At 39.9% G+C, this 21,127-nt stretch carries 17 protein-coding genes; 5 read left to right on the top strand and 12 right to left on the bottom strand.

The window, feature by feature from the left end:
• Window positions 1–4: 4 nt before the first annotated feature.
• The 4 genes from FTU42_RS04890 to FTU42_RS04875 form a co-directional block, all read right to left on the bottom strand.
• The gene (locus tag FTU42_RS04890) at window positions 5–1,489 is read right to left on the bottom strand and encodes an OmpA family protein (protein WP_180083112.1); all 1,485 of its coding nucleotides are present in this window, start codon (window positions 1,487–1,489) and stop codon (window positions 5–7) included.
• Between the two features lie 192 nt (window positions 1,490–1,681).
• Window positions 1,682–2,917, bottom strand: a complete 1,236-nt coding sequence (locus tag FTU42_RS04885) for a dihydroorotase (protein ID WP_180083111.1) — start codon at window positions 2,915–2,917, stop codon at window positions 1,682–1,684.
• Between the two features lie 10 nt (window positions 2,918–2,927).
• The gene (locus FTU42_RS04880; protein WP_180083110.1) at window positions 2,928–3,944 is read right to left on the bottom strand and encodes an aspartate carbamoyltransferase catalytic subunit; all 1,017 of its coding nucleotides are present in this window, start codon (window positions 3,942–3,944) and stop codon (window positions 2,928–2,930) included.
• A 219-nt stretch (window positions 3,945–4,163) separates the two neighbouring features.
• Window positions 4,164–4,508, bottom strand: a complete 345-nt coding sequence (locus FTU42_RS04875) for a hypothetical protein (RefSeq protein ID WP_005096530.1) — start codon at window positions 4,506–4,508, stop codon at window positions 4,164–4,166.
• 232 nt (window positions 4,509–4,740) lie between these two features.
• Between FTU42_RS04875 and rlmKL the strand changes: the two genes are divergently transcribed.
• A complete protein-coding gene (gene rlmKL / locus FTU42_RS04870) occupies window positions 4,741–6,945 on the top strand; it encodes a bifunctional 23S rRNA (guanine(2069)-N(7))-methyltransferase RlmK/23S rRNA (guanine(2445)-N(2))-methyltransferase RlmL (protein WP_100329802.1) in 2,205 nt (734 codons plus the stop codon).
• A gap of 90 nt (window positions 6,946–7,035) precedes the next feature.
• Here rlmKL and FTU42_RS04865 read toward each other — a convergent pair whose 3' ends face one another.
• The 4 genes from FTU42_RS04865 to crp form a co-directional block, all read right to left on the bottom strand.
• The gene (locus FTU42_RS04865) at window positions 7,036–8,319 is read right to left on the bottom strand and encodes a DUF945 family protein (RefSeq protein WP_180083109.1); all 1,284 of its coding nucleotides are present in this window, start codon (window positions 8,317–8,319) and stop codon (window positions 7,036–7,038) included.
• 228 nt (window positions 8,320–8,547) lie between these two features.
• Window positions 8,548–11,127 (bottom strand): ATP-dependent chaperone ClpB, encoded by a 2,580-nt coding sequence (clpB, locus tag FTU42_RS04860; protein WP_180083108.1) that lies wholly within the window; start codon window positions 11,125–11,127, stop codon window positions 8,548–8,550.
• Window positions 11,128–11,705: 578 nt separating this feature from the next.
• Entirely contained in the window at window positions 11,706–12,755 is a 1,050-nt protein-coding gene (locus FTU42_RS04855) for an NADP(H)-dependent aldo-keto reductase (protein ID WP_180083107.1), read from the bottom strand.
• Between the two features lie 191 nt (window positions 12,756–12,946).
• Window positions 12,947–13,654, bottom strand: coding sequence for a cAMP-activated global transcriptional regulator CRP (crp, locus tag FTU42_RS04850; RefSeq protein WP_005171629.1), 708 nt, complete (start codon window positions 13,652–13,654; stop codon window positions 12,947–12,949).
• A 147-nt stretch (window positions 13,655–13,801) separates the two neighbouring features.
• Here crp and FTU42_RS04845 point away from each other — a divergent pair, with 147 nt between their 5' ends.
• A complete protein-coding gene (locus FTU42_RS04845) occupies window positions 13,802–14,224 on the top strand; it encodes an OsmC family protein (RefSeq protein WP_180075547.1) in 423 nt (140 codons plus the stop codon).
• A gap of 88 nt (window positions 14,225–14,312) precedes the next feature.
• Here FTU42_RS04845 and FTU42_RS04840 read toward each other — a convergent pair whose 3' ends face one another.
• Together FTU42_RS04840 and FTU42_RS04835 are read right to left on the bottom strand one after the other, a co-directional pair.
• On the bottom strand, window positions 14,313–15,350 hold the full coding sequence (locus FTU42_RS04840) for a metallophosphoesterase (RefSeq protein WP_180075548.1): 1,038 nt from the start codon (window positions 15,348–15,350) through the stop codon (window positions 14,313–14,315).
• Window positions 15,351–15,799: 449 nt separating this feature from the next.
• The gene (locus FTU42_RS04835; protein WP_180083106.1) at window positions 15,800–16,228 is read right to left on the bottom strand and encodes a hypothetical protein; all 429 of its coding nucleotides are present in this window, start codon (window positions 16,226–16,228) and stop codon (window positions 15,800–15,802) included.
• A gap of 118 nt (window positions 16,229–16,346) precedes the next feature.
• Between FTU42_RS04835 and FTU42_RS04830 the strand changes: the two genes are divergently transcribed.
• Window positions 16,347–16,541: a hypothetical protein gene (locus FTU42_RS04830; RefSeq protein WP_180083105.1), complete on the top strand. Its 195-nt coding sequence runs from the start codon at window positions 16,347–16,349 to the stop codon at window positions 16,539–16,541.
• Window positions 16,542–16,557: 16 nt separating this feature from the next.
• Window positions 16,558–16,941, top strand: coding sequence for a hypothetical protein (locus FTU42_RS04825; RefSeq protein WP_180083104.1), 384 nt, complete (start codon window positions 16,558–16,560; stop codon window positions 16,939–16,941).
• 29 nt (window positions 16,942–16,970) lie between these two features.
• On the opposite strand, the gene FTU42_RS04820 is transcribed toward FTU42_RS04825, so the two are convergent.
• Entirely contained in the window at window positions 16,971–20,072 is a 3,102-nt protein-coding gene (locus tag FTU42_RS04820; RefSeq protein ID WP_180083103.1) for an SIR2 family protein, read from the bottom strand.
• 189 nt (window positions 20,073–20,261) lie between these two features.
• Between FTU42_RS04820 and FTU42_RS04815 the strand changes: the two genes are divergently transcribed.
• Window positions 20,262–20,861 carry a recombinase family protein gene (locus FTU42_RS04815; RefSeq protein WP_159515922.1) on the top strand — a complete coding sequence of 200 codons (600 nt, stop codon included), beginning with the start codon at window positions 20,262–20,264 and terminating at the stop codon, window positions 20,859–20,861.
• Between the two features lie 39 nt (window positions 20,862–20,900).
• Here FTU42_RS04815 and FTU42_RS04810 read toward each other — a convergent pair whose 3' ends face one another.
• Window positions 20,901–21,095, bottom strand: coding sequence for an AlpA family transcriptional regulator (locus FTU42_RS04810; protein ID WP_009386867.1), 195 nt, complete (start codon window positions 21,093–21,095; stop codon window positions 20,901–20,903).
• Between the last annotated feature and the right edge of the window lie 32 nt (window positions 21,096–21,127).

The raw sequence follows: 21,127 nt of genomic DNA, 5'->3' as shown, positions 1-21,127 counted from the left end.
TATTTCAGCTGGCTTTCTTTTCTACAACACCCTCGCTATCCACTTCACGCACAATACCTGTTTCAGTATTAACCACTTCAAAAGCTACGCGGCGGTTCTGAAACTGTCCCGCAGATGTTGCATTTGGTTCAACAGGCTGGTCTTCTCCCACGCCTACAGCTTGCAACTGAGCAGGATCAACACCCTTTTCAATCAGATAACCCACAATTGCTTGCGCGCGTTGCACAGACAGCACTTTATTCTCGGCCTCACTTCCTTGCGCATCGGTATGTCCTTTGACTTTAAGAATGACATGCGGTGCACGCTGCAATAATGCAGCAGCCTGATCCAGTACCGATTTATTCACTTCCGGTACGGCAGTCGATGCGCTATCAAAATTAATAATCTGCAAATTCAGTGCAGTCGCAACATCTAAGGCCTGAACATGATCAGTTTTGATACTCGCCAATGCTTGTTCTGCATCGCTATTGGCAGCCTGAATCGCCTCACTCCTATTGACCGGCTGTTGAGTCACAACAGTGACATTTTTGGCCAGATTACGAATTTGTGTTGCCAGACGTTCTGCTTCTGCATTACTCGCTGCACGTATAGCAACCTGATTACCAATCCAGTCCAGTGAGACATTTGGCATGCCTTGAATCAGTTTCAAAACGGAAGGAATGCTATCCTGATCAATAAATTCCGAATGATAAACCTCACTGCTGAGCGCGCCACAACCAATATTATAATTAAAGATCTGTTTAATCTCGGTTTGCAAAATTTGCATATATTGGGGATTATTCAGCTGTAACTGACAACTGATAATTTCACCATTAGTGCCGGTACTCAACTGTAAAGAAGCGGGTTGGGCTGCAGCAACTGCACGGGTCGTTTGGGGGTTTGCCAAATCCTCAGCATCATCCTGCATACAGCTACGAACAAAAAACAGGATTAAAGCTGCCAGAATCAGAAAAATAATAAACGGCCATAAAAAGCCGGTTTTTTTCTGCTGCTGTACCACAACAGCATGTTCTGGTTCTAGTTCAGGCGCCTGATTCAAATGCTGCCCTGCCAATGGAGAAACACCTAATGCCGCTAAAATTGATCCGGCCCAAACAGGTAATGCACGCTGGATCGAGTCGGCGTGGGTTTCCAGCAAATGACTAATCGCTTCTGGACTTGAAGCACCGGCTTCGGTCTGTAAAAAATTGAGGGTCGGTACAATGGCCCGATTCAGGGTCTGCTCTATTTGATCTTGTGGCGCGCTCTGATCAAGTTGATCCAGAAACTGCTGCTTGAGTGCCGAATTTCCATTAAACAGTTCATGGATTTTTGGATTGAGTTGCTGGCTTAAACTTTCAATCCATGCAGGACGTGCACGCAATATACTTAAGAATATGGGATAGAACTGACTCAGTGCCTGATCTTTGGCAAATAGATGTTCGGTTTCACCTTGTAGCACAATCGCTGTAACATCGCTTTTTAAGCGTTCCATCAGATCTACATTCATATTGTCACCATTCTTTTGATTTTTCTAATGTTTAATATTCAATCAGTGTAACGATGCCAGTTTTTTGAAAATGTAAATAATTGTATGAATATCATAAAGTTTCACTGTTTTTGTTGAGTACTCATTTTACTGACACAGAATTCAAAAACAAAAAAAGCCAGCCGAAGCTGACTTTTATAAAAGCTGGATCTATTAAGCGAGGAACGTTTTTAAAACTTTAGCTCGCACTTTTTGATTGATCAGCGGTGTATTTTTACCTTGCGACACGATGCTTTCTTTGTTCAGCGTCCATTCTAGCTCTGGATCTACAAGTACCCAGCCCGCTTCGTCTGCCCAGCGATCTGCCATTTGTGCAACACGTGCCGGAGCCAAAGTCACTTTTTCTACCCATTCCAGTGGTGTAAACAAACCTTCATTGACCAGTTGAATTCCAAAAGGTACATAAGTATCAAAAGCGCTAAAGCCAGGCTGGGTTTCAGCAAATGGCGCCATTTTCGCAGAGCTGCTCAGCGGTTCATGATGGGTACAAATCGCATCAATCACCCCAGATTTTACTCCTTGGCGTAGCAATTCTTTGTCTTGTTCAGCACGCAATGGCGGACGTACATGTGCCAGCGAATTAAAACCGTCAATTAAGGCATCGGTCAGATGTAATTGGTGCATGGCCACATCACAGGTGACAGGCAAGCCTTTTTCTTTGGCAATCCGGATTAGCTCTACTGACGCACCACAAGATAATAAACCGAAATGCGCACGAACTTTGGTCACTTCAATCATTAACAGGTATTTGGCAATTGCCACGGTTTCAGCAAGTGCTGGAATCATCGGCAAGCCCTGACGTGAGGCAATAAAGCCTTCATGCACACAGCCATCTTTGGCAATTTGCGGCTCTTCTGCATAGAACACCACAGTCAGATCTAAACCTGCAGCATATTCCAGGGTACGTAATACCACGTCATCATTGGCAAAAGGCGCACTGGCATTGGACACCGCAGTACATCCGCCTTTTTTCAAGCCGGCCATATTGGCAGGTTGCTGGCCTTGCAAGCCTTGGGTTTGAGCACCAATCACTTCAAGATAGATACCACCGTCCAGCATGGCTTTCTCAACCAGACCATGAATCAGTGCGCCATTGTCCTGCACGATCGGCTTTGAATCTGGTGGCGTAAACACGTGCAAAATCCCATTTTCACGTGCTGCTTTACCTTCAGATTTTAGTGTGCCGTGCTGTTGCTGACCCGGTTCACGTAAACGTGCACACAGATCGACCATGGTGGGCATCAACCATTTGCCCTGACCATCAATGGTTTCAGAAAAAGCAGCCGTTTCCGCAACGAACTTACCATTTTCCAGATACACGGTCTGAACAGAATCAGTGTTTTGGATCGGATCGAGCACACGAACATTTTCAATTTTTACAATAGTCATGACTTATTCCTTAACCCGCAATCGCTGCAATCAAACCCTGTTCCTGAAGCTGGCCTTGCATTGACAAAGCCAACACCGCCATACGTACCGCAATACCATTGGTCACCTGATTCAGAATCACCGACTGCGGTCCATCGGCAATACTGGAGTCAATCTCCACCCCACGGTTCATTGGACCCGGATGCATCACGATACAATCCGGTTTGGCCATCGCTAAACGTTCTTTGTTCAGGCCATACATCTTGTAGAATTCAGCTTGCGATGCCAGTGCCGGAGAATCAATCCGCTCATTTTGAATACGCAGGGTAATGATCACGTCGCAATCTTTGATGCCATCTTCCATGTTATTAAATAGACGAACACCATCACCATATTCTTCAAAACCGTATGGCAGCAAGGTATTTGGTGCAATCACCCGAATATCTTCGCAGCCTAAGGTTTGCAAGGCAGCTACATCTGAACGCGCGACACGTGAATGTTTGATATCACCAATAATGGCAATCGACATCTCTTCAAATTTTTTATGGGTTTCCCGGCGAATGGTGAGCATGTCCAGCATCGCCTGGGTTGGATGGGCATGACGGCCATCACCGGCATTAATAATCGCCACTGTTGGGCAGATATCTTTGGCAATAAAATGCGCCGCACCTGAAGATGAATGACGCACCACGAAAATATCGGCGGCCATCGCTTCAAGGTTCCATAAGGTGTCACGCAAGGTTTCACCTTTAGAGGTACTCGAACGAGCAATATCGATATTCAGAACGTTGGCAGAAAGGCGCTTGGCAGCGGCTTCAAAAGTAGTGCGGGTACGGGTAGAGTTCTCGAAAAACAGGTTCATCACCGTTTTGCCTTCCAGCAAATTATTGGTAATGAGCTGATTTTGGTCATTAAAAAAGGACTGCGCAGTGTCCAATATTTTTGTCAGGGTTTCTTTGGAAAGACCTTCGATGGTCAAGAAGTGTTTTAGATTACCTTCTTTATTGAGTTGAATCTGGCTCGGTGTATGCAATGCCGCCAAGTGCATGAGAGATTCCTTATGCGTTAAGTCAACATATTATACAGAGATTGGCCAGTCTGAGTAGTTGGCAATGTGACTACTTGTACAAAAACCACCTCGATAATAAAAATAGAAATTGAAATTCCTATGTATTTTTTCAATAAGATAATTTAACCATTTTCCATCCTGCTGACTTTCAGTACAAAATTATGGGTGCTTCAGTCTGGCACATTCACACCCATCGTTTTATCGCAGCGCACCGATATAATGATGTGCAACCTGTGCACGGTAAATATCGTCCTGATCGGGTTCAACCGAGACCAATTTCTCCTGCTGTGGCAGATGTGCAGATTTTTCAAACTGTTGCTGCCGAACCACAGGCAGATCCCAAACCTGTTTTAAACGCTCGATTAAACGCTGCAACTCTGGATCTTGGGTCTGTTCTACCAGTTCAATCACATGCCGTGCATAGTCCAGATTTTCTGCCAGATAAAGCGCATCCACGACCCGGCCTGACACACGTCTCAAACGTGTATAAATTAAAGTGGCCACTGAAAAAGCGTCATGGTTGCGTAACTGATTCTCTAACATTTTAACCCCCATTATAAAATTGAAAAATCAGGCAGCCATCGCTCTCCTCCGACTGACTGCCTGATTTGCTGTGTATAGAGCAAAATGCGTACCAGTTCATCAATTTATCATGTGAATATTATTTTTCACTCGTACACGGCAAGGCCTTTCAGAGAATTTAAAAAGCTTTCAATATAAAAATACGGTAAACTTGGCGCAGTTTTTTATTTATCTTTTTTGGTCTCTCTATTATATGAATACCTCTCCACGTTTAAGCAATTATTGGGTCACCTGTGCCGATGGTCTGGAAACCTTATTAGAAGAAGAACTACAAGGCTTAGGTGTTCAGAATATTGAGCGTTTTCCCGGTCGTTTAATCTTTAAAGGCAGTCTGGAAAATGCTTATCGGATTTGTATGTGGTCACGTCTGGCTTCACGTGTGCTCATGCCAATTCATACCCATGAAATTGAATTTTCTCACGATGCCCGTGATGTGGCAGAAGAGCTATATGAAGGTGCAATCAGCTTTGACTGGTCGCTCATTTTTGCACCACAAAGTACCTTTGCGATTCGCTTGCATGTCGAGCGTGACATCAAGGTCAATACCCAGTTCGCAACTTTGCGTGCCAAAGATGGTGTCGTAGATTCCTTCATGGAAGCTGTGGGTAAACGCCCAAGTATCGATACCAAACAGCCAGAAATTACCATGTATATTCTGGCAGGCAAGAAAGAACATACCTATTGTCTGGACTTGTCCGGCGATTCATTACATAAACGTGGTTATCGCCACTTTATGACCGATGCACCAATCAAGGAAAATCTGGCTGCTGCGATTTTGCAAAAAGGTCAGCTTAAACAGATTAATCCGGACATCATTGTCGATCCAATGTGTGGTTCAGGTACCTTTATTATTGAATCACTGATGATCCTGACCGACCGTGCGCCGGGTCTGGTGCGTCGTTTCGGTTTTAATGGCTGGAATGGCCATGACCATGAACTCTGGATGGGCATTAAAGCTGAAGCAGCTGAACGCCACCAAGCGGCAATGGAAAATCCATTACCGCAATTCTATGCCTTCGATGCAGATTGGGAAGCTGTAAAAGCGACACGTCAAAATATCATCGCGGCAGGTTTTGAAGCTGCTCTCGACAATATCATGATCGAAGAGCGTACTTTAAATGACTGGCCGGATTTTCAGGCTGAAGGCAAGAAAGTCTTCTTCGTAACCAACCCGCCTTATGGTGAGCGTCTCGGTGATAAAGCGCAGAACCGTTCTTTATATCTTGGTTTATCGGCTTTACTGCAAAAGAATTTCCCGAATCAAAAAGCGGCGGTGATTGCCTCTCAAGTCGAACAGGCTGACGTGCTGGCCTTGAATGATCCGCAAATCCTGCGTTTGATGAATGGTAAATTGCCGATCTATATCCGCTTTGGTACGGTTAAACCTGCGGCTGTGGTGCGTCCGTTTCTGGAAGGTTGGCAGCCGCAACAATTCGAACCAATCGAAGGTGCGATGGAGTTTGCCAACCGTCTGACCAAAAATATGCAAGCCCTGAAAAAATGGGCAGTCAAAGAAGGCGTACACTGTTTACGTCTGTATGATGCCGATTTACCAGACTTTAATGTCGCGGTGGATCTGTATGGTGAGCGCCTGCATGTGCAAGAATATGCTCCACCTAAAACGATTGACCCTGAAAAAGCCAAGAAACGCTTTAACCTGGCACTGCAAGCCATTCGCGCTGTGACCGGTCTGGGCCGTGATGCGATCTTTATCAAGACCCGCGCACGTCAGGAAGGTAAAAACCAGTACACCAAACAAAGTACCGCATCGAAGCGTTTTATCGTACAGGAAGGTAAGGCCAAGATTCTGGTTAACCTGACCGATTATCTGGATACCGGTCTGTTCCTGGATCATCGTCAAATGCGTTTGCGTATTGCCCGTGAGGCCAAAGGCAAACACTTCCTGAACCTCTACAGCTATACCTCTACGGCGAGCCTACATGCTGCCTTGGGTGGTGCTGCAAGTACCACCAGTGTCGATCTTTCCAATACCTATTTGAACTGGTCGAAGGAAAACTTCGTGCTGAACGGTTTAACCGTAGATCACGCCGATGAACAACATCAGTTCTTTGCATCTGACTGTTTTGAATGGCTCAAAGAAGGTCATGAGCAATATGAGCTGATCTTTATTGATCCACCCACTTTCTCAAACTCGAAAAAATTCTACGGGACGTTTGACGTACAGCGCGACCATCTATCCTTGCTGAAACGCGCCATGAACCGTTTAACCAGCGATGGTACCCTGTACTTCTCGAACAACTATCGTGGTTTCGAGATGGATGAAGAAATTCTGGCGTTCTATGATGTCGAAGAAATTACTCAAGAAACCATTGGGCCTGATTTCAAGCGTAACCAGAAGATTCACCGTGCCTGGAAAATCGGCCATCCTAAAGTGTAATCACTGGTATTAGCTTGCGATAAAACAAAAGCCTGTTCAGTTGAACAGGCTTTTCCTTCTTAGATTCGCTGTTAAAAAGCGACTTACAAATTATTGTGCAGTTAAGAACTTCTTTTCACCATACAGATAATGCATGGATAGTTTAAACACATCACCATCTCGCTGAATTTGCTGATTAGCTTGCATCGCACTCAGCATTTGCTCCAGCTCTTGATCGGACATATTTTTACCTGCGGCACGCATATAATGATGAGTGAAGGTTTTTACTACCTGTTTATTGAAACTGATATTGGTTTGCACTTCTAACAGATTTGGGAACATTTTTGCCAAGCTTTCCAAGGTGGTTTGATGGCCTGGCATTACTTTTCCGACTAAATCTGCCTGAATACTGCCTGTGCCTAACTTTAACTGATTCTGCTTCGATTCAAACTTGAAGCCATCATTAATCACCGCCAGCATGGCTTGTATCGCATCTTTTTCAAAATTTCCTGCTTCCAGACAAGAGTTATTTTGCTTTTGCAGAATATCAAATAATATCTGCATTTTTTGACGCTGTAAGTCTTTGAGCTCCCAATTGAGTTCTAAGTCTTGCATCGCAGGGACATTATTTAAGCCCATTTCGGCAATTTTAAATTTTGATTGAACATCTACTGTACGCTCATGCAGTTGGGTATCCATACGCCAGCTCAGGTCTTTCAGTTGTCCTGAGCCTTCTGCCTTAGCATCCTGGCGCTGCATTTTGACAATATTGAACTCGAAATAACCCGGTTCTAAATACTGCGCATTCAGGGCCTGATTGGTTTTAAAATGCACACCCTTGAGTTGTGTATTTCCAGACTGATCACGAATAGACAGTTCTGGCACATCAAAACTCATATTTAAAATTTTATGTTGTCCCTGACTCTGTTTTGCCTGAAACTTGATCTGTATAGGGTCAATTCTGGTATATAAACCTGCTTCTTTTTTTTCGATGACAGGGGTTTGTAATTGTGTGGTCGATACACCCAACCAGTTGACTTGCGTCATCACTTTTAAAGGTTGCTGAAAAAATTCAGCATATGCGCCCTGTCCTTGTGCTAAATCGAGTTGAGAATGAATGGTATAGCCTTTCCAGGTACGCTGAATTTGGTCTTGACCATTAAATACTAATTTTTCTTTGGCATTACACGCGTCTGGCACAATGCTCATGCTCCACTTGGCCGTGCCTTGTAGAGCCCCCATAGCGTAGTCAGTATATTGCACACTAATGTTCGGCGCTGGTTTTAAATTTTGTTGATAATGCGCTTTCAAGCTCTTATCTGCATATAAATTACCCGTGCTTACAGCCCCCGCCAACACCACGACACCAATTCCACCCCATACTATTTTCGACATAGTTTTTGCTCAGAATTTATCTATTTTTATTGAACATAAATTATAGTTAATCTTAAAAAATAAAGATAATTGTTTTGCAAATAAATCACTTAAACATAATATTCATCACAAAATATTAAAAATAGCTGTCACTTTTAAGCAATTTTTTTACTGATATGACCTGAATTGTCAGCCATCAAAAAACCTAGCCGAAGCTAGGTTTTCTGAAAATTAAAAGGACAGGCAATATTAGCTAAGTTTCATTTTCTCGAAGATTAAATCACCCGCTTCGGCCTGGACCAGAATCGTATCACCCGGCTGGAATTCCCCTGCAAGGATTTTTTGAGCCAGACCATTTTCAATACGTTGCTGGATCGCACGTTTTAACGGACGCGCACCATACAGCGGATCGAAACCGGCATCAATTAACTGATCGAAAGCACTATCATCTACCGACAGACGCATATCACGCTCTGCCAGGCGCTGACGCAAGCGATTCAACTGGATATCGGCAATACCGCGAATCTGGTCTTTTTCCAGCGCATGGAAGACCACCAGTTCATCAATACGGTTAATAAACTCCGGACGGAAATGTTCCGAGACCGCATTCATCACTACTGTACGAACTTCATCACGTGTTGCATTAGCGCCCAGTTCACGTACATCCTGTGAACCCAGGTTCGACGTCATAACGATCACGCTGTTTTTAAAGTCCACTACCCGGCCTTGCGAGTCAGTCAAACGTCCATCATCCAGCACCTGTAGCAAGATGTTAAACACATCCGGATGCGCTTTTTCGACTTCATCGAACAAGATCACGCTATAGGGTTTACGACGTACCGCTTCCGTCAGCACCCCGCCTTCTTCATAACCCACATAGCCCGGAGGCGCACCGACCAAACGACTGACCGAATGTTTTTCCATGAATTCAGACATATCAATACGAATCATGGCATCGTCACTATCAAACAAGAAGTTGGCTAATGCTTTGGTCAATTCTGTTTTACCCACACCCGTTGGACCCAGGAACAGGAAGGAGCCACTTGGACGGTTCGGATCTGATAGGCCTGCACGTGAACGGCGCACTGCATTCGACACCGCAACCACAGCTTCTTCTTGCCCCACCACACGGTTATGCAGGAACTCTTCCATATGCAGCAGTTTGTCACGTTCACCTTGCAACATTTTCGCCACAGGAATACCGGTGGCCGCACTGACCACCTCGGCAATTTCATTGTCGGTGACTTTGTCACGCAGCAGTTTCGGTGCTTCACTTTCTTCAGCTGCTTCAATACGTTCCAGCTGTTTTTGCAACTCTGGAATGACGCCATATTGATACCGTGCTGCTTCAGCCAGATCACCTTCACGTTGCGCTTTGTCCAGTGCAATACGGGCCTGATCCAGTTTGACCTGAATGTCTTTATTACCAGCAACCAAGGCTTTGTCTGCACGCCAGATTTCTTCTAGGTCCTGATACTCTTTTTCAACCGTGGCGATCTGGTCAGACAGATATTGAATCTCAGCTTTGGCACCTGAGTCTTCATCTTTTTTCACCGCTTCCAGCTGCATTTTTAACTGAATCAGACGGCGCTCCAGTTTATCCAAAGCTTCTGGTTTGGAATCGAGTTCCATTTTAATGCGTGATGCTGCTTCATCAATCAGGTCGATGGCTTTATCCGGCAACTGGCGATCGGTGATATAACGATGTGACATTTTCGCTGCAGCAATAATCGCAGAGTCCAGAATCTGTACCCCGTGATGCGTTGCATAGCGGTCTTTCAGACCACGCAGAATCGCAATGGTGTCTTCCACACTCGGTTCATCCACCAAGACTTTCTGGAAACGACGCTCGAGCGCTGCATCTTTTTCAATATACTGACGATATTCATCCAGTGTGGTCGCACCGACACAGCGCAGCTCGCCACGTGCCAGCGCCGGTTTCAGCATGTTACCGGCGTCCATCGCACCATCACCCTTACCGGCACCCACCAAGGTATGCAGCTCATCGATGAATAAGATGATTTCGCCTTCGTGTTTGGCAATATCTTTCAGAACGGCTTTTAAGCGTTCTTCAAACTCACCACGGTATTTGGCACCGGCCAGTAAAGATCCCAGGTCCAGCGATAAAACACGTTTACCTTTCAGTCCTTCAGGTACTTCACCATTAATAATCCGCTGTGCCAGACCTTCGACGATTGCCGTTTTACCCACACCCGGCTCACCAATCAGTACCGGGTTATTTTTGGTGCGGCGTGACAGAACCTGAATGGTACGGCGGATTTCATCATCACGGCCAATCACAGGATCAAGCTTGCCTGCCAAAGCACGTTCAGTTAAATCAATGGTGTACTTATTCAGTGAATCACGCTGATCTTCATGATTATTGCTCATGACTTTTTCATCGCCTCGAAATTGATTAATGATCTGGCCTAAGGTTTCTGCCTTTAGGCCAACACTGTTTAATAAGGTTTTTGTGTTACCTGTTTCTGCCAGCGCCAACAGTACCCAATCTGTAGATAGAAACTCATCTCCAGCTTTTTGTGCGAAGCTGTCTGCCAGATGTAATACTTTTGCCGCTTCAGGGCTGAGATTGATATCCGCGGAGGGATTGCTCAGGGTTGCTGCATTACTTAGGGCCGTTTGCAGCTTGGTTTGCAATTCACGCAGATTGGCGCCGGCCTGCTGCAGCAAGCTGACATTGGATGCTTCATCCATCAAGGTGGCCAGAATATGAATCCCATCAATCGAGCTATGGTCTTTAGTCATGGCCAATGATTGTGCATCGGAAAGGGTTTGCTGCAGGCGATTGGTAAATTTCTCAAAACGCATTTTTGTTATTCCTCACAACAAATTTTCTACTTGATGGATATATGGGTGCGATTAATCAGATTTCAAATTATTTTTGTATATTTTTCAAAAACTTATTATCAAAAAATATACAGATTTCAATTATAATATTGGTGTAGTCAAATCATATTTCAAGTAAGCGAAAGAGAATTTTTAATGAGACCCCAAGACTAGCGCTAACTCATCATCTTGATTAAGCTATTTAGTTGTATCGGGATAATTTAAAACAAAATTGGCTTACATATGCTGTCCTAACCCTTCTACCAAATGAAGAACTTCAGAGAGTTTCTGTTCAGTTTGAATCAATACTCGAGGTGATTAATGGCCTTATCACTGATAAAGAAAAATTAGTTCAGCAACTTCCGTATGGCTTTCGCTCATACTTTTGTTTGGGACAAAGTAGTTTCATGATTCATTTTTATAAGAGCATCTTTTATGGATGATGTTTTAATTATGCGGATTTGACGATCCTTTCCCATACTCTTTTTCATTAAAATAAGCGTGTAATCAACAATAAAAAAACACCCTCAATCAAGGGTGCGTCTAAATAACGATAAAAATTATGGAGCCGGATTTGGCTGCTGACAGTGAATCGCTTCAATACCTTTCAGTACGTCTTCAGATAAATTGATTTCAAAGGCCTGAATATTTTCTTTTAACTGATCCAGATTGGTGGCCCCAATAATAGTACTGGTTACAAAGAACTGCTGTTTGATAAAGGCCAAAGCCAATTGCGTCAAAGTCAGACCATGCTGCTCGGCCAGTTGTGCATATTGTTCGGTCGCCCATTCACTTTCCGGATTGCTATAGCGGCTAAAGCGCGAATATAAAGTAACCCGAGCATTGGCAGGACGCGCACCATGACGGAATTTACCGGTCAGATAACCGAATGCCAAAGGTGAATAAGCCAACAGGCCTACACCTTCGTATTTGGCAATTTCTGACATGCCCATTTCATAAGTACGATTCAATAAGCTATAGGGATTTTGCACACTGACAAACTTAGATAAACCAAGTTTTTCAGCCAGATGTAAAAATTTCATGGTGCCCCATGGGGTTTCATTGGACAGGCCGATATAACGAATGCGGCCTTTTTGAATCTCTTGATGTAAAGCGGTTAAGGTTTCTTCCAGACCTGTTACTGCACGATCTTCTGCCGCTTCTACATTACCATAGCCCAGCTTGCCAAAGAAATTGGTTGGACGTTGCGGCCAGTGCAGCTGATATAAATCGATATAATCGGTTTGCAGACGTGCCAAGGACTGGTCAATCGCTGATGCAATTTCATCTGCAACGAAACGGGTTCTGCCATCCCGGATATGACTGCCGCCTTGTGAAGGACCGGCAATTTTTGAGGCCAGAAAAAGTTGGTCACGGCCACCGCGAGAGGCAATCCAGTTACCAATCATACGCTCGGTTGCACCTTGCGTTTCAGGTTTTGGCGGTACCGGGTACATTTCAGCAGTATCCCAGAAATACAGTCCCTGATCCAAAGCATAATCCAGTTGCTGAAAAGCCTCTTCCTGTGTGTTTTGCTCACCAAATGTCATGGTGCCCAAACAAATTTCCGGCAAAAGAATGCCTGTATCTGCCAATGGTCTGAACTGCATAAAAAAATATCCTTAAAATTTATCGGTCGTTTATTGCGATCACATGCGCTATAGCCTATCGGAATGATAAGGGGACTTAAATTATCTTTTCTAAAAAGCTTGTGCCAAATTGTTATGTTCGAATGAATTTGTGCTTTTAAAGTAGGGATAAAAAAAGCAAATCAGAAGATTTGCTTTTTTTTATTTTTGACTTATTCGTCTTCGAGCTCACCGGCACTGACCGTTTCTGGCTCCTCCAGAGAAACATCGAAAATCAGAATGGCTTTACCATCAGTTTCAATCATACCCTGTTCTTCAAGTGTCTTCAGTACACGGCCGACCATTTCGCGGGAACAACCGACAATACGGCCAATTTCCTGACGGGTAATACGAATCTGACGGCCATTTGGTAAAATCATCGCCTCAGGCTGAGAAGACAAGTCGATCAGGCAACGTGCAATACGGCCTGAAACATCAATGAATGCCAGATCAGTCACTTTACGTGTGGTATTTTTCAGACGGCGTACCAGCTGAGCAAATACCGCATAGCTCAGATCAGGATATTGCTTGCTGATTTCATGAAAATTTTCATAGGTGATTTCAGCAATTTCACACACATCACGTGTACGAACTTCTGCAGTACGTTGTGGATTTACCTCAAATAAACCCATTTCCCCAAAAAAGTCACCTGGATTTAAATATGCCACGACAATCTCACGATCATCATCTTCACGAAGAATGATGGATACAGACCCCTTCAAAATCAAATACAAAGATTTAGATTCTGATCCTGCATCAATGATCGTAGTACGTTTTGGATAACGATTAATATATGCACGTTTTAACAGTGCTTTCACGGATTCTGGTAATTGCCCCGGAGAAAGCGCATCTGTGCTCAATTGTGAAAAGTTTGAAGTCATGCTTACGGTTCCGAATATGGATAATGTATAGATCGCACAAGACCTAATGTGAACTTGTCACACAGTGGGATTGAAATTCCGTATCAACCCAATTTATGTTAGTGTACAGTTACTTGACAAATTTATAGCTTTTTTTAGGTAGTTGCAATGCAAACAAGCGTTCATTGGTTAGAGAATGTTGCTTTTGAAGCAAAAACTCAAAGTGGTCATACCATCATTATGGATGGTTCAGCGGAATATGGTGGTGAAAACCGTGGTCCCCGTCCAATGGAACTGCTTTTAACCGGTCTGGGTGGCTGTGCATCTTTTGATATTGTGACCATTTTGAAGAAAGCCCGTCAGGATATTAGCGATGTACGTTGTGAGTTAAAGGCTGAACGTGCGGATACAATTCCGGCAGTTTTCACGAAAATTCACTTACATTTTGTCGTGACAGGCAAAGCCATTAAAGAGAAACAGGTGGCAAAAGCCGTAGAACTTTCTGCAGAAAAGTATTGCTCTGCCAGCAAAATGCTTTCGGATGGCGGCGTTGAAATTACCCATGATTATGACATTATCGAAGCAGAATAAACCTGAAATCTTCTAAAAATAGCAGCCTGAATGGCTGCTTTTTTATCCCAACAAATTGCCGAGCAAAACTTCTGAAGACTCTATCTGATTAAGTCCCTTGAACCAGGTAATGGGTGCCATCTTCAAAGATCAGAATATTGTCTGGAAATCTTAAAGCGCCAAGTCGATGTCTGAACGCGACGCCCTGCTGACGATCGAGATAGCGTTTGCCCACTGAATAGTCTACACAAAATACATTTTGTTGCTGTCCATACCATTGCAATGCATCGATCGATTTAAATAGTCCGGCCTTTTCTTCAGTAGTTTTAAAGTTTCGCCAATAATGCCCAGTAATCACTGGAATTTGATCGGTATAGCTGTCCCACCATGGCAAACGATCGATCATGCGCCATCGGCCACCGGCGTAAATGGGTTGCACCGCGATCTGTTCTGCACCTGAAGTGATGACCCGAATTGGATTATGCATCTGCTCACGCAGCTCTTTTTCTGCGAGGTGTTGCAATAAAGGTAAAGTTGCAGCTGGGTCTTTGAACTGGTGTTGGTATTGTTGCTGTTCATTCTGTATTAATTCATTAATACCTAAGGCTTGCAAATCCAGCGCTGTATGCTCAACGAATTTAGCATAGGCTTCTCTGAGCGAATTGAAATGAGAATCACGTAATCGATCAATGGATTGCTGATGCCAGCAGGCATGTACCACACGCAGCTGCTCAGACTCGAGCGCCACCGGCAAGCGATTTAAAAAATCCAGAATCCACTTATGGTCTGTGGCTGAAGCCTGTATGGAATCAAAAGGTTTCAGATCATCCTGATGCGGTGAACCAAAAAACCAGCCATTGCCTTCCCGAAAAGTATCGATCAACAGGTTCAATTCATGATTACCCATCACACATTGTGCATAGCCTTCATCTACCAGTTGTTTGACCCGTTTAATCACCGCAACACTGTCTTGCCCCCGATCACACAGATCACCAACAAAAATCAGTTTACGCTGCTCAGGATGACGACCGTGTCGGTCATAACCCAACACATGAATCAGTTGTTCCAGTGCTGCAATCTCGCCATGAATATCCCCAACGATATCCACGGGGCCAGTGAAAGCCTGTTGTATAAATGAATATTTCACTTATGCATCCTGAGTTAAAATGAAGCCAGATGAACATCCTTGGAGTATGCTTTAAATTTGTTTAGATCGGAATACAGAACACTAGATACTTTAAATAGTTCAGTTAAAATATGTCAGGTTTAAATAAAGATTTTTTATAAAATATATTTTATCTTGATTTTAAAATGACCTAAAAAATACCAGACATAATCCTTATATGCTTTAAGAGTTTAGTCCTGCTATTTTTTGTATTTTTGAGGGCAGGCTGGACTTTATGAAACAATTAAATTTATTACATTAAAATTAAGTCATAAAAAAGCCCATTCTTTGAATGGGCTTTTTTGAATCTTGGTAGGTATATCCACTACCAAAAATTTAATCAAATAATTGTTTTTATTAAATTTATATATAAATATTTATTTTGTGATACATACTGTGATACAAAATAAAACGTCCTAAATAAGTTTTTGTTACTTATTCAACATAGTAATAAGCTTAATCGCTTCTTGCTTGAACTCTTTAAGATCACATACATCAGGGTTTGGTAATCTTGGAAATAGTGCTTTTAATGCATATTCACTACTCAATCCTAACACATCTTCATCTAGCTTATAGACATGATAGCTCAAATCAGAAGCAATCAGAGGCAATTGATCAAGTAAATCTTCGATAGTGTCTGCACTATAAAAATCCTCCTCCCCCTCTGAACTCCCAACTTTTCCACTTGTAACATGGGCATGGTAATACAGAGCATTATTTTCTATTTCATCATCTATGGTGAGATTTACGAATAAGAAAGAATCATTACCTTCATATGCTACCCCTATCATATATGCATCGAAATCACTTAGCGTATTATTTGTATCAAGCATATAGTCAACCGCATCTTTTAACTTCATTGTGTTTCCTTGTCTAATAATATTGAGTTATATAAATCTGAAAAATCGTATTTTTTAATGGTGATAGCTTTTAAATTATTGTAATTTAAAATTATAGTCTAGCTTTAACGGTGTAATCATGGGGTACATTGTAAAACTATTAGAATCAGGAAATTATTTTGTTGGTGATGGAGGAGAAATCGTCACTACATCCTCAAGAAAAGAAGCAATTTCTGATGGGCAATTTGATGAATATGAAGAAGCAAAAGAAACAGCAGAATATTGGTCTAGAGAAATGGTACTAGGTGTAGATTACATCATTAAATCAGTCTAATGATCATGGAGTAATGATGAAAGACGAAGAATTAAAAAAACTTTATACCATTGAAGCTTTTTTGAAACATGGCGATCTACCTAAAACTATGCGTGATGATTGGACACCAAGTTTTGGGCTTGAACAAGGCAAATATGGCATTAAAGATGAAGACAAAGCTCATGCCTATATCAGCCTAAACGGAAAACTTAAAAAAAGTAAATGTGAGTTTATTGCAGATAAAAATTTAGCTCAAAAATTCCTAAACCATGTAGAGCCAAAACTGAAAAAGCTGTATCCGAGTATAAGTATCAATGTAAGAAATGTTGAAGTAAATGAATTAGATTACAGACGAAAAAAAGCGCTAGATGAAGCGATAACAAATAATATGATATTAAATGAGAAATTGAATAAAAAATAAGGTGCTGTATAAAAGCACCTTAAAAATTACTATATGATAGCTGTCTTAGCTCTAGGACCTCTAAAACTAAACCAAATCGATATTTTTAGAGGATCGCCAGGTCTTAAAGCCTCCCAATCCTCCTCATCAGATATAGTCGATTTATGTACGTAAATGTTTTCAGTGTATTTGGTCGTTTTCACGAATCCAAACTGATCATTAATAGTTACGATTATGGCATCAAAGAACTTTTCATTACCTTCTGAATCTCGAATTACATGTGTAGGTTTGTTCTTAATTTTTGGACTTACATTTGATTGATTTAGATCTACAAATATTTTCAGCGCTTTTTCTTCACTTTGATATATATATTCAAGGCAAGCATGTAAAAATTTAGGTTCATAATTAGTATCTTTTGGTGAATAGCATTTTTTTAAATATTTAATAGCATGTTGAAAATTTAAGCTTTCATTTTCTTTAACATAAGAGGAAGCCATCAGGTAATTGATAGCACGATTGTTAACATCATTTCTTAAAAAATTTAGCATACAGGCTCTAGCTTCAGAAAAATTTTTCTTTTTAATATAAAATTTTGCATACCTTTGTACAATGTAAATATTATCACTATTTTTTCTCAGAGCTTCTTTAATCTTTTCAATCGCTCTAGGTGAATTATCGATTTCATCAGAAAAATCATGTTCTAGTACAGTCAAACTTTCATCATATGGAAATTTTTTAAATCCAGCGGATAAATTATTTTCAAAATCTTTTATAATATCTACAAGATCATTTTCATTATCACAATCTCTAATTTCATCAAGTAAAACTAAACCTTTTGTATGATAAGGCATTGATGTTCTATTAGATGTTCTAATATTTTCATTTAATAATTTTAAACTTAAATTTCTATATTTTATTTTATCTTGTTTAGATGATGAATTTAATGCAATCTTTCTATAGGCATTTGCTTTTGTATGCTCTACAGTACGCATATCATAATATCCTTCAATGCTATTAATACGCTTTAAATAATCTAAAGCTAGCTCATAATTTGGATTTTGATGGTTAATCTCAAAAATAGCTCTTTGATGTAATATAAATGCATTGTTAACACCAATATCTTGAGCAACATTGAAGATAGAATGTGCTAACTCTTTATTACTAAATTCTTCAGCTAAAACTTTCCCTTTTAAAATAAAATCTAAAGCTTTTGAATCTGTGTCAAAACCTATATTTAAATATCTAATTACTTTTATTAATTGCTGTGCTTTATCCATCTCTGATAAAAATGCTTGTTTAAAAACATGTTGAGCTATATGCGAATGCCTAGTTGTATATACAATATCATTAACTTTATAACTAAAATAACTAACAACTAAAAGTTCAAGAGGTTGCAAAAATTTCTCTTTAAACTGTTCAAAATCTATCCCACTTAGTCTTTTAATCATCCCTGCTCTTAATTCGAGACCATGACGGTGAAAACAACAGATACTTAAATAAAGGTCTTTTGCAGATCTATCATAAATACCTTCATACTCATCCTTGATAATCTCTGAAAATTCTTGACCATAATGAGTAGCTTCTAATAATGTTACAAGAAGTTGATTATTACTTTTCTCTTTAATAAACTTATATTTCTCTAAATCATTTAAATCCTTTAAATTCCCTTCTGCTTTAAATTCCTTTAATTTATTTACTAGATTTTTAACCTCAAAATCGTTTAAATCTTTTAAGCCAAAGAATTTTGGATTTAGCTTATCTAATATATTTTCACTATTATTCCACTCATTAGTCCTAGCTGTACCAACAATAAATATTTTTGCACAATCTTTAATAGCATAGTTTCTTATTTCTAATATTTCATTTTGGTGTTCTAAAATATCATCAACAAAAATTATTATAGGGTCTTTAACCAATCTCATTAAATCAAAAATTAATTTTGTATTTAATGTAGCTCCTTCATTAAGATAAAAACAGTTACTATTAAACTTTGAAACCCCATTCCATGCCAATCTTTTTAAAAGAACACTTTTTCCACTACCCGCATAACCATTTACAATTAAGAAGTTAAAAAAATGATTTGATATTTCAAAATTTTGGAATAATTCCTCTTCTAATGTTCTTTCTATAGCTCTTTGAAAGTCTAGTTTTTTAGCAACCCAACTAAAGCCATGAGCATTTCCTCTATAAAAAATCTCATCGTTATAATTCTCTATCTCTTTTTGAATTTCATCAGTCATTTCAGCATAAACTAACTGCTTTAAAAGATAGGATTCCAACGCCTCATTTGGTCTATCATTCGATGGTATTAATTTTGAAATGATTGAGTCATTTTTTAAAACGCTACTCAATGACAATAAGTTACTATCTTGCTTACTTTTAATATCACTTAGAAAGTCATACAAGTTATTAATTTTACATTCTAAATTTTTAGTTTGCCAAAAACCCTTTTGTAATTCTTTCATATAAGGATCTAACCATATATGACGTGTTCGACTTATACCTTCTTTTTCTAAATCATCCAAAATACCTACTATATTTGCATCAGCTAGCCCATAACCATAAAAAATTACTAAATCACTTGTTAGGCATTCTCTCAAATACTGATAAAGACTTGATCTATTTTCTAAATGCCTTCTATAGTCACTATTTGAGATTACTAATGGAACTCTGTTATCGTTAATTCTCGAAATACAACCATGAATTTTGATTACTGGCAACTTTTCAGGATTGACTATCACTCTTTGTATAGAGTCATTATCACTAATAATTTTTTCAACTTTTTGCAATGAAGATTTGTTTTCTTTAAATGCTGTTTCAATTGCTTCATCATAATTTGTAGTAAAAATTGCTTTCCATTTGAACTCTGTGACTAGTCTATGTTCATCAGTAGGTTCAAAATCACTGACAAGGCTTTTAATAAAATGATCAAAGTTTTCTCTACCAGAAATCTGTATAGCCATTGTTGATGCAAAATCTAATGTCAATGGTTCATCAGTGTTTCCTAGAAACTCTTCATTTATTTTTTTTAATAACTCATTTCCAGTAAAACCTATTCTCTCTTTTTTACTATTAGTACAATTATAAGAAGCACCCGCACCTAAAAATAATACAGCTTTCCCTTGTAAGACTTGTTTCTCGATGTAATCCATCATTCCCTCTTAAAAATCTATTACTAGTATTCTTTTAGAACTTTTCCAAATACTTTAACTTTAAAGTTTATCTTTTAACTATACCTACAAAATAATTTCTTATCATCATGAATTTTCTCTCATTTAAGCTCTGGTAATAACTAAAAGATAGATTTATCATAAGACTTAAAAGTATATAGGTATACGATAATGACTATTCGAATTTATGTAAGAGCTAGTACTAAAGATCAGGATGCCGAGCGTGCATTAGATGACTTAAAATTGTTCTCAAAAAATTACAATGATCATGAACATGTGGAATACATAGAGAATGAATCAGGTACAAAACTAAATCGCCCTATCCTAAACAAACTATTAGAAGAATCTGAGAACGGAGACACCTTGCTTGTTGAAAGTGTAGATCGTTTGTCACGCTTATCACAAAATGATTTTGAAATTCTGAAAAATCGTATTAAAGAAAAAGGTTTAAGATTAGTTGTGGCTGATTTACCCACAACACATATGAAATTTGATGAAGATCAAAGCATAACTAGCTCTATTTTAAATTTGATTAATAACATGTTGATTGATCTTCTTGCTACTATGGCACGACTAGACAATGACAAACGTAGAGAACGTATCAAACAAGGTTTAGAAAGAAGTGGATATATCCCAACAGGCAAAAAAGCAGACTTAACTAAACACCAAAGAATAAAAGAACTAAATATTAAAGGATTAACAAAAGAAGAAATTGCTAAAGCTGTTGGGTGTGGAATTGCAACAGTCTATAGAGTGTTAAAAAATAGATAAAAAAAAGTGATACATAAAGTATCGCTTTGAATGTCATATCTAATTAAAATTTATTTTTTGATTCCACCATGTTTCTATTGCAACAGCGTCAAAATATACTGGTGACTGCCTTTGATTTCCCTCTTTATATGGCTTAGGAAATAAAATATCAGTTTTAATCAACTTATCTAGTTTATCACTCTTTATAGACAAAATATGGCATACTTCTTTTTTTGTTAATCTTAATTTTTTCATTCTTATTATTCCCCCTAATATCTAAATTTTTC

The organism is Acinetobacter sp. YH12102 (genome assembly GCF_013419125.1).
Lineage (GTDB): Bacteria > Pseudomonadota > Gammaproteobacteria > Pseudomonadales > Moraxellaceae > Acinetobacter > Acinetobacter pseudolwoffii.
The sequence above is the reverse complement of the archived record's forward strand: the minus strand, read 5'-3'. Positions and strand labels throughout refer to the sequence as shown.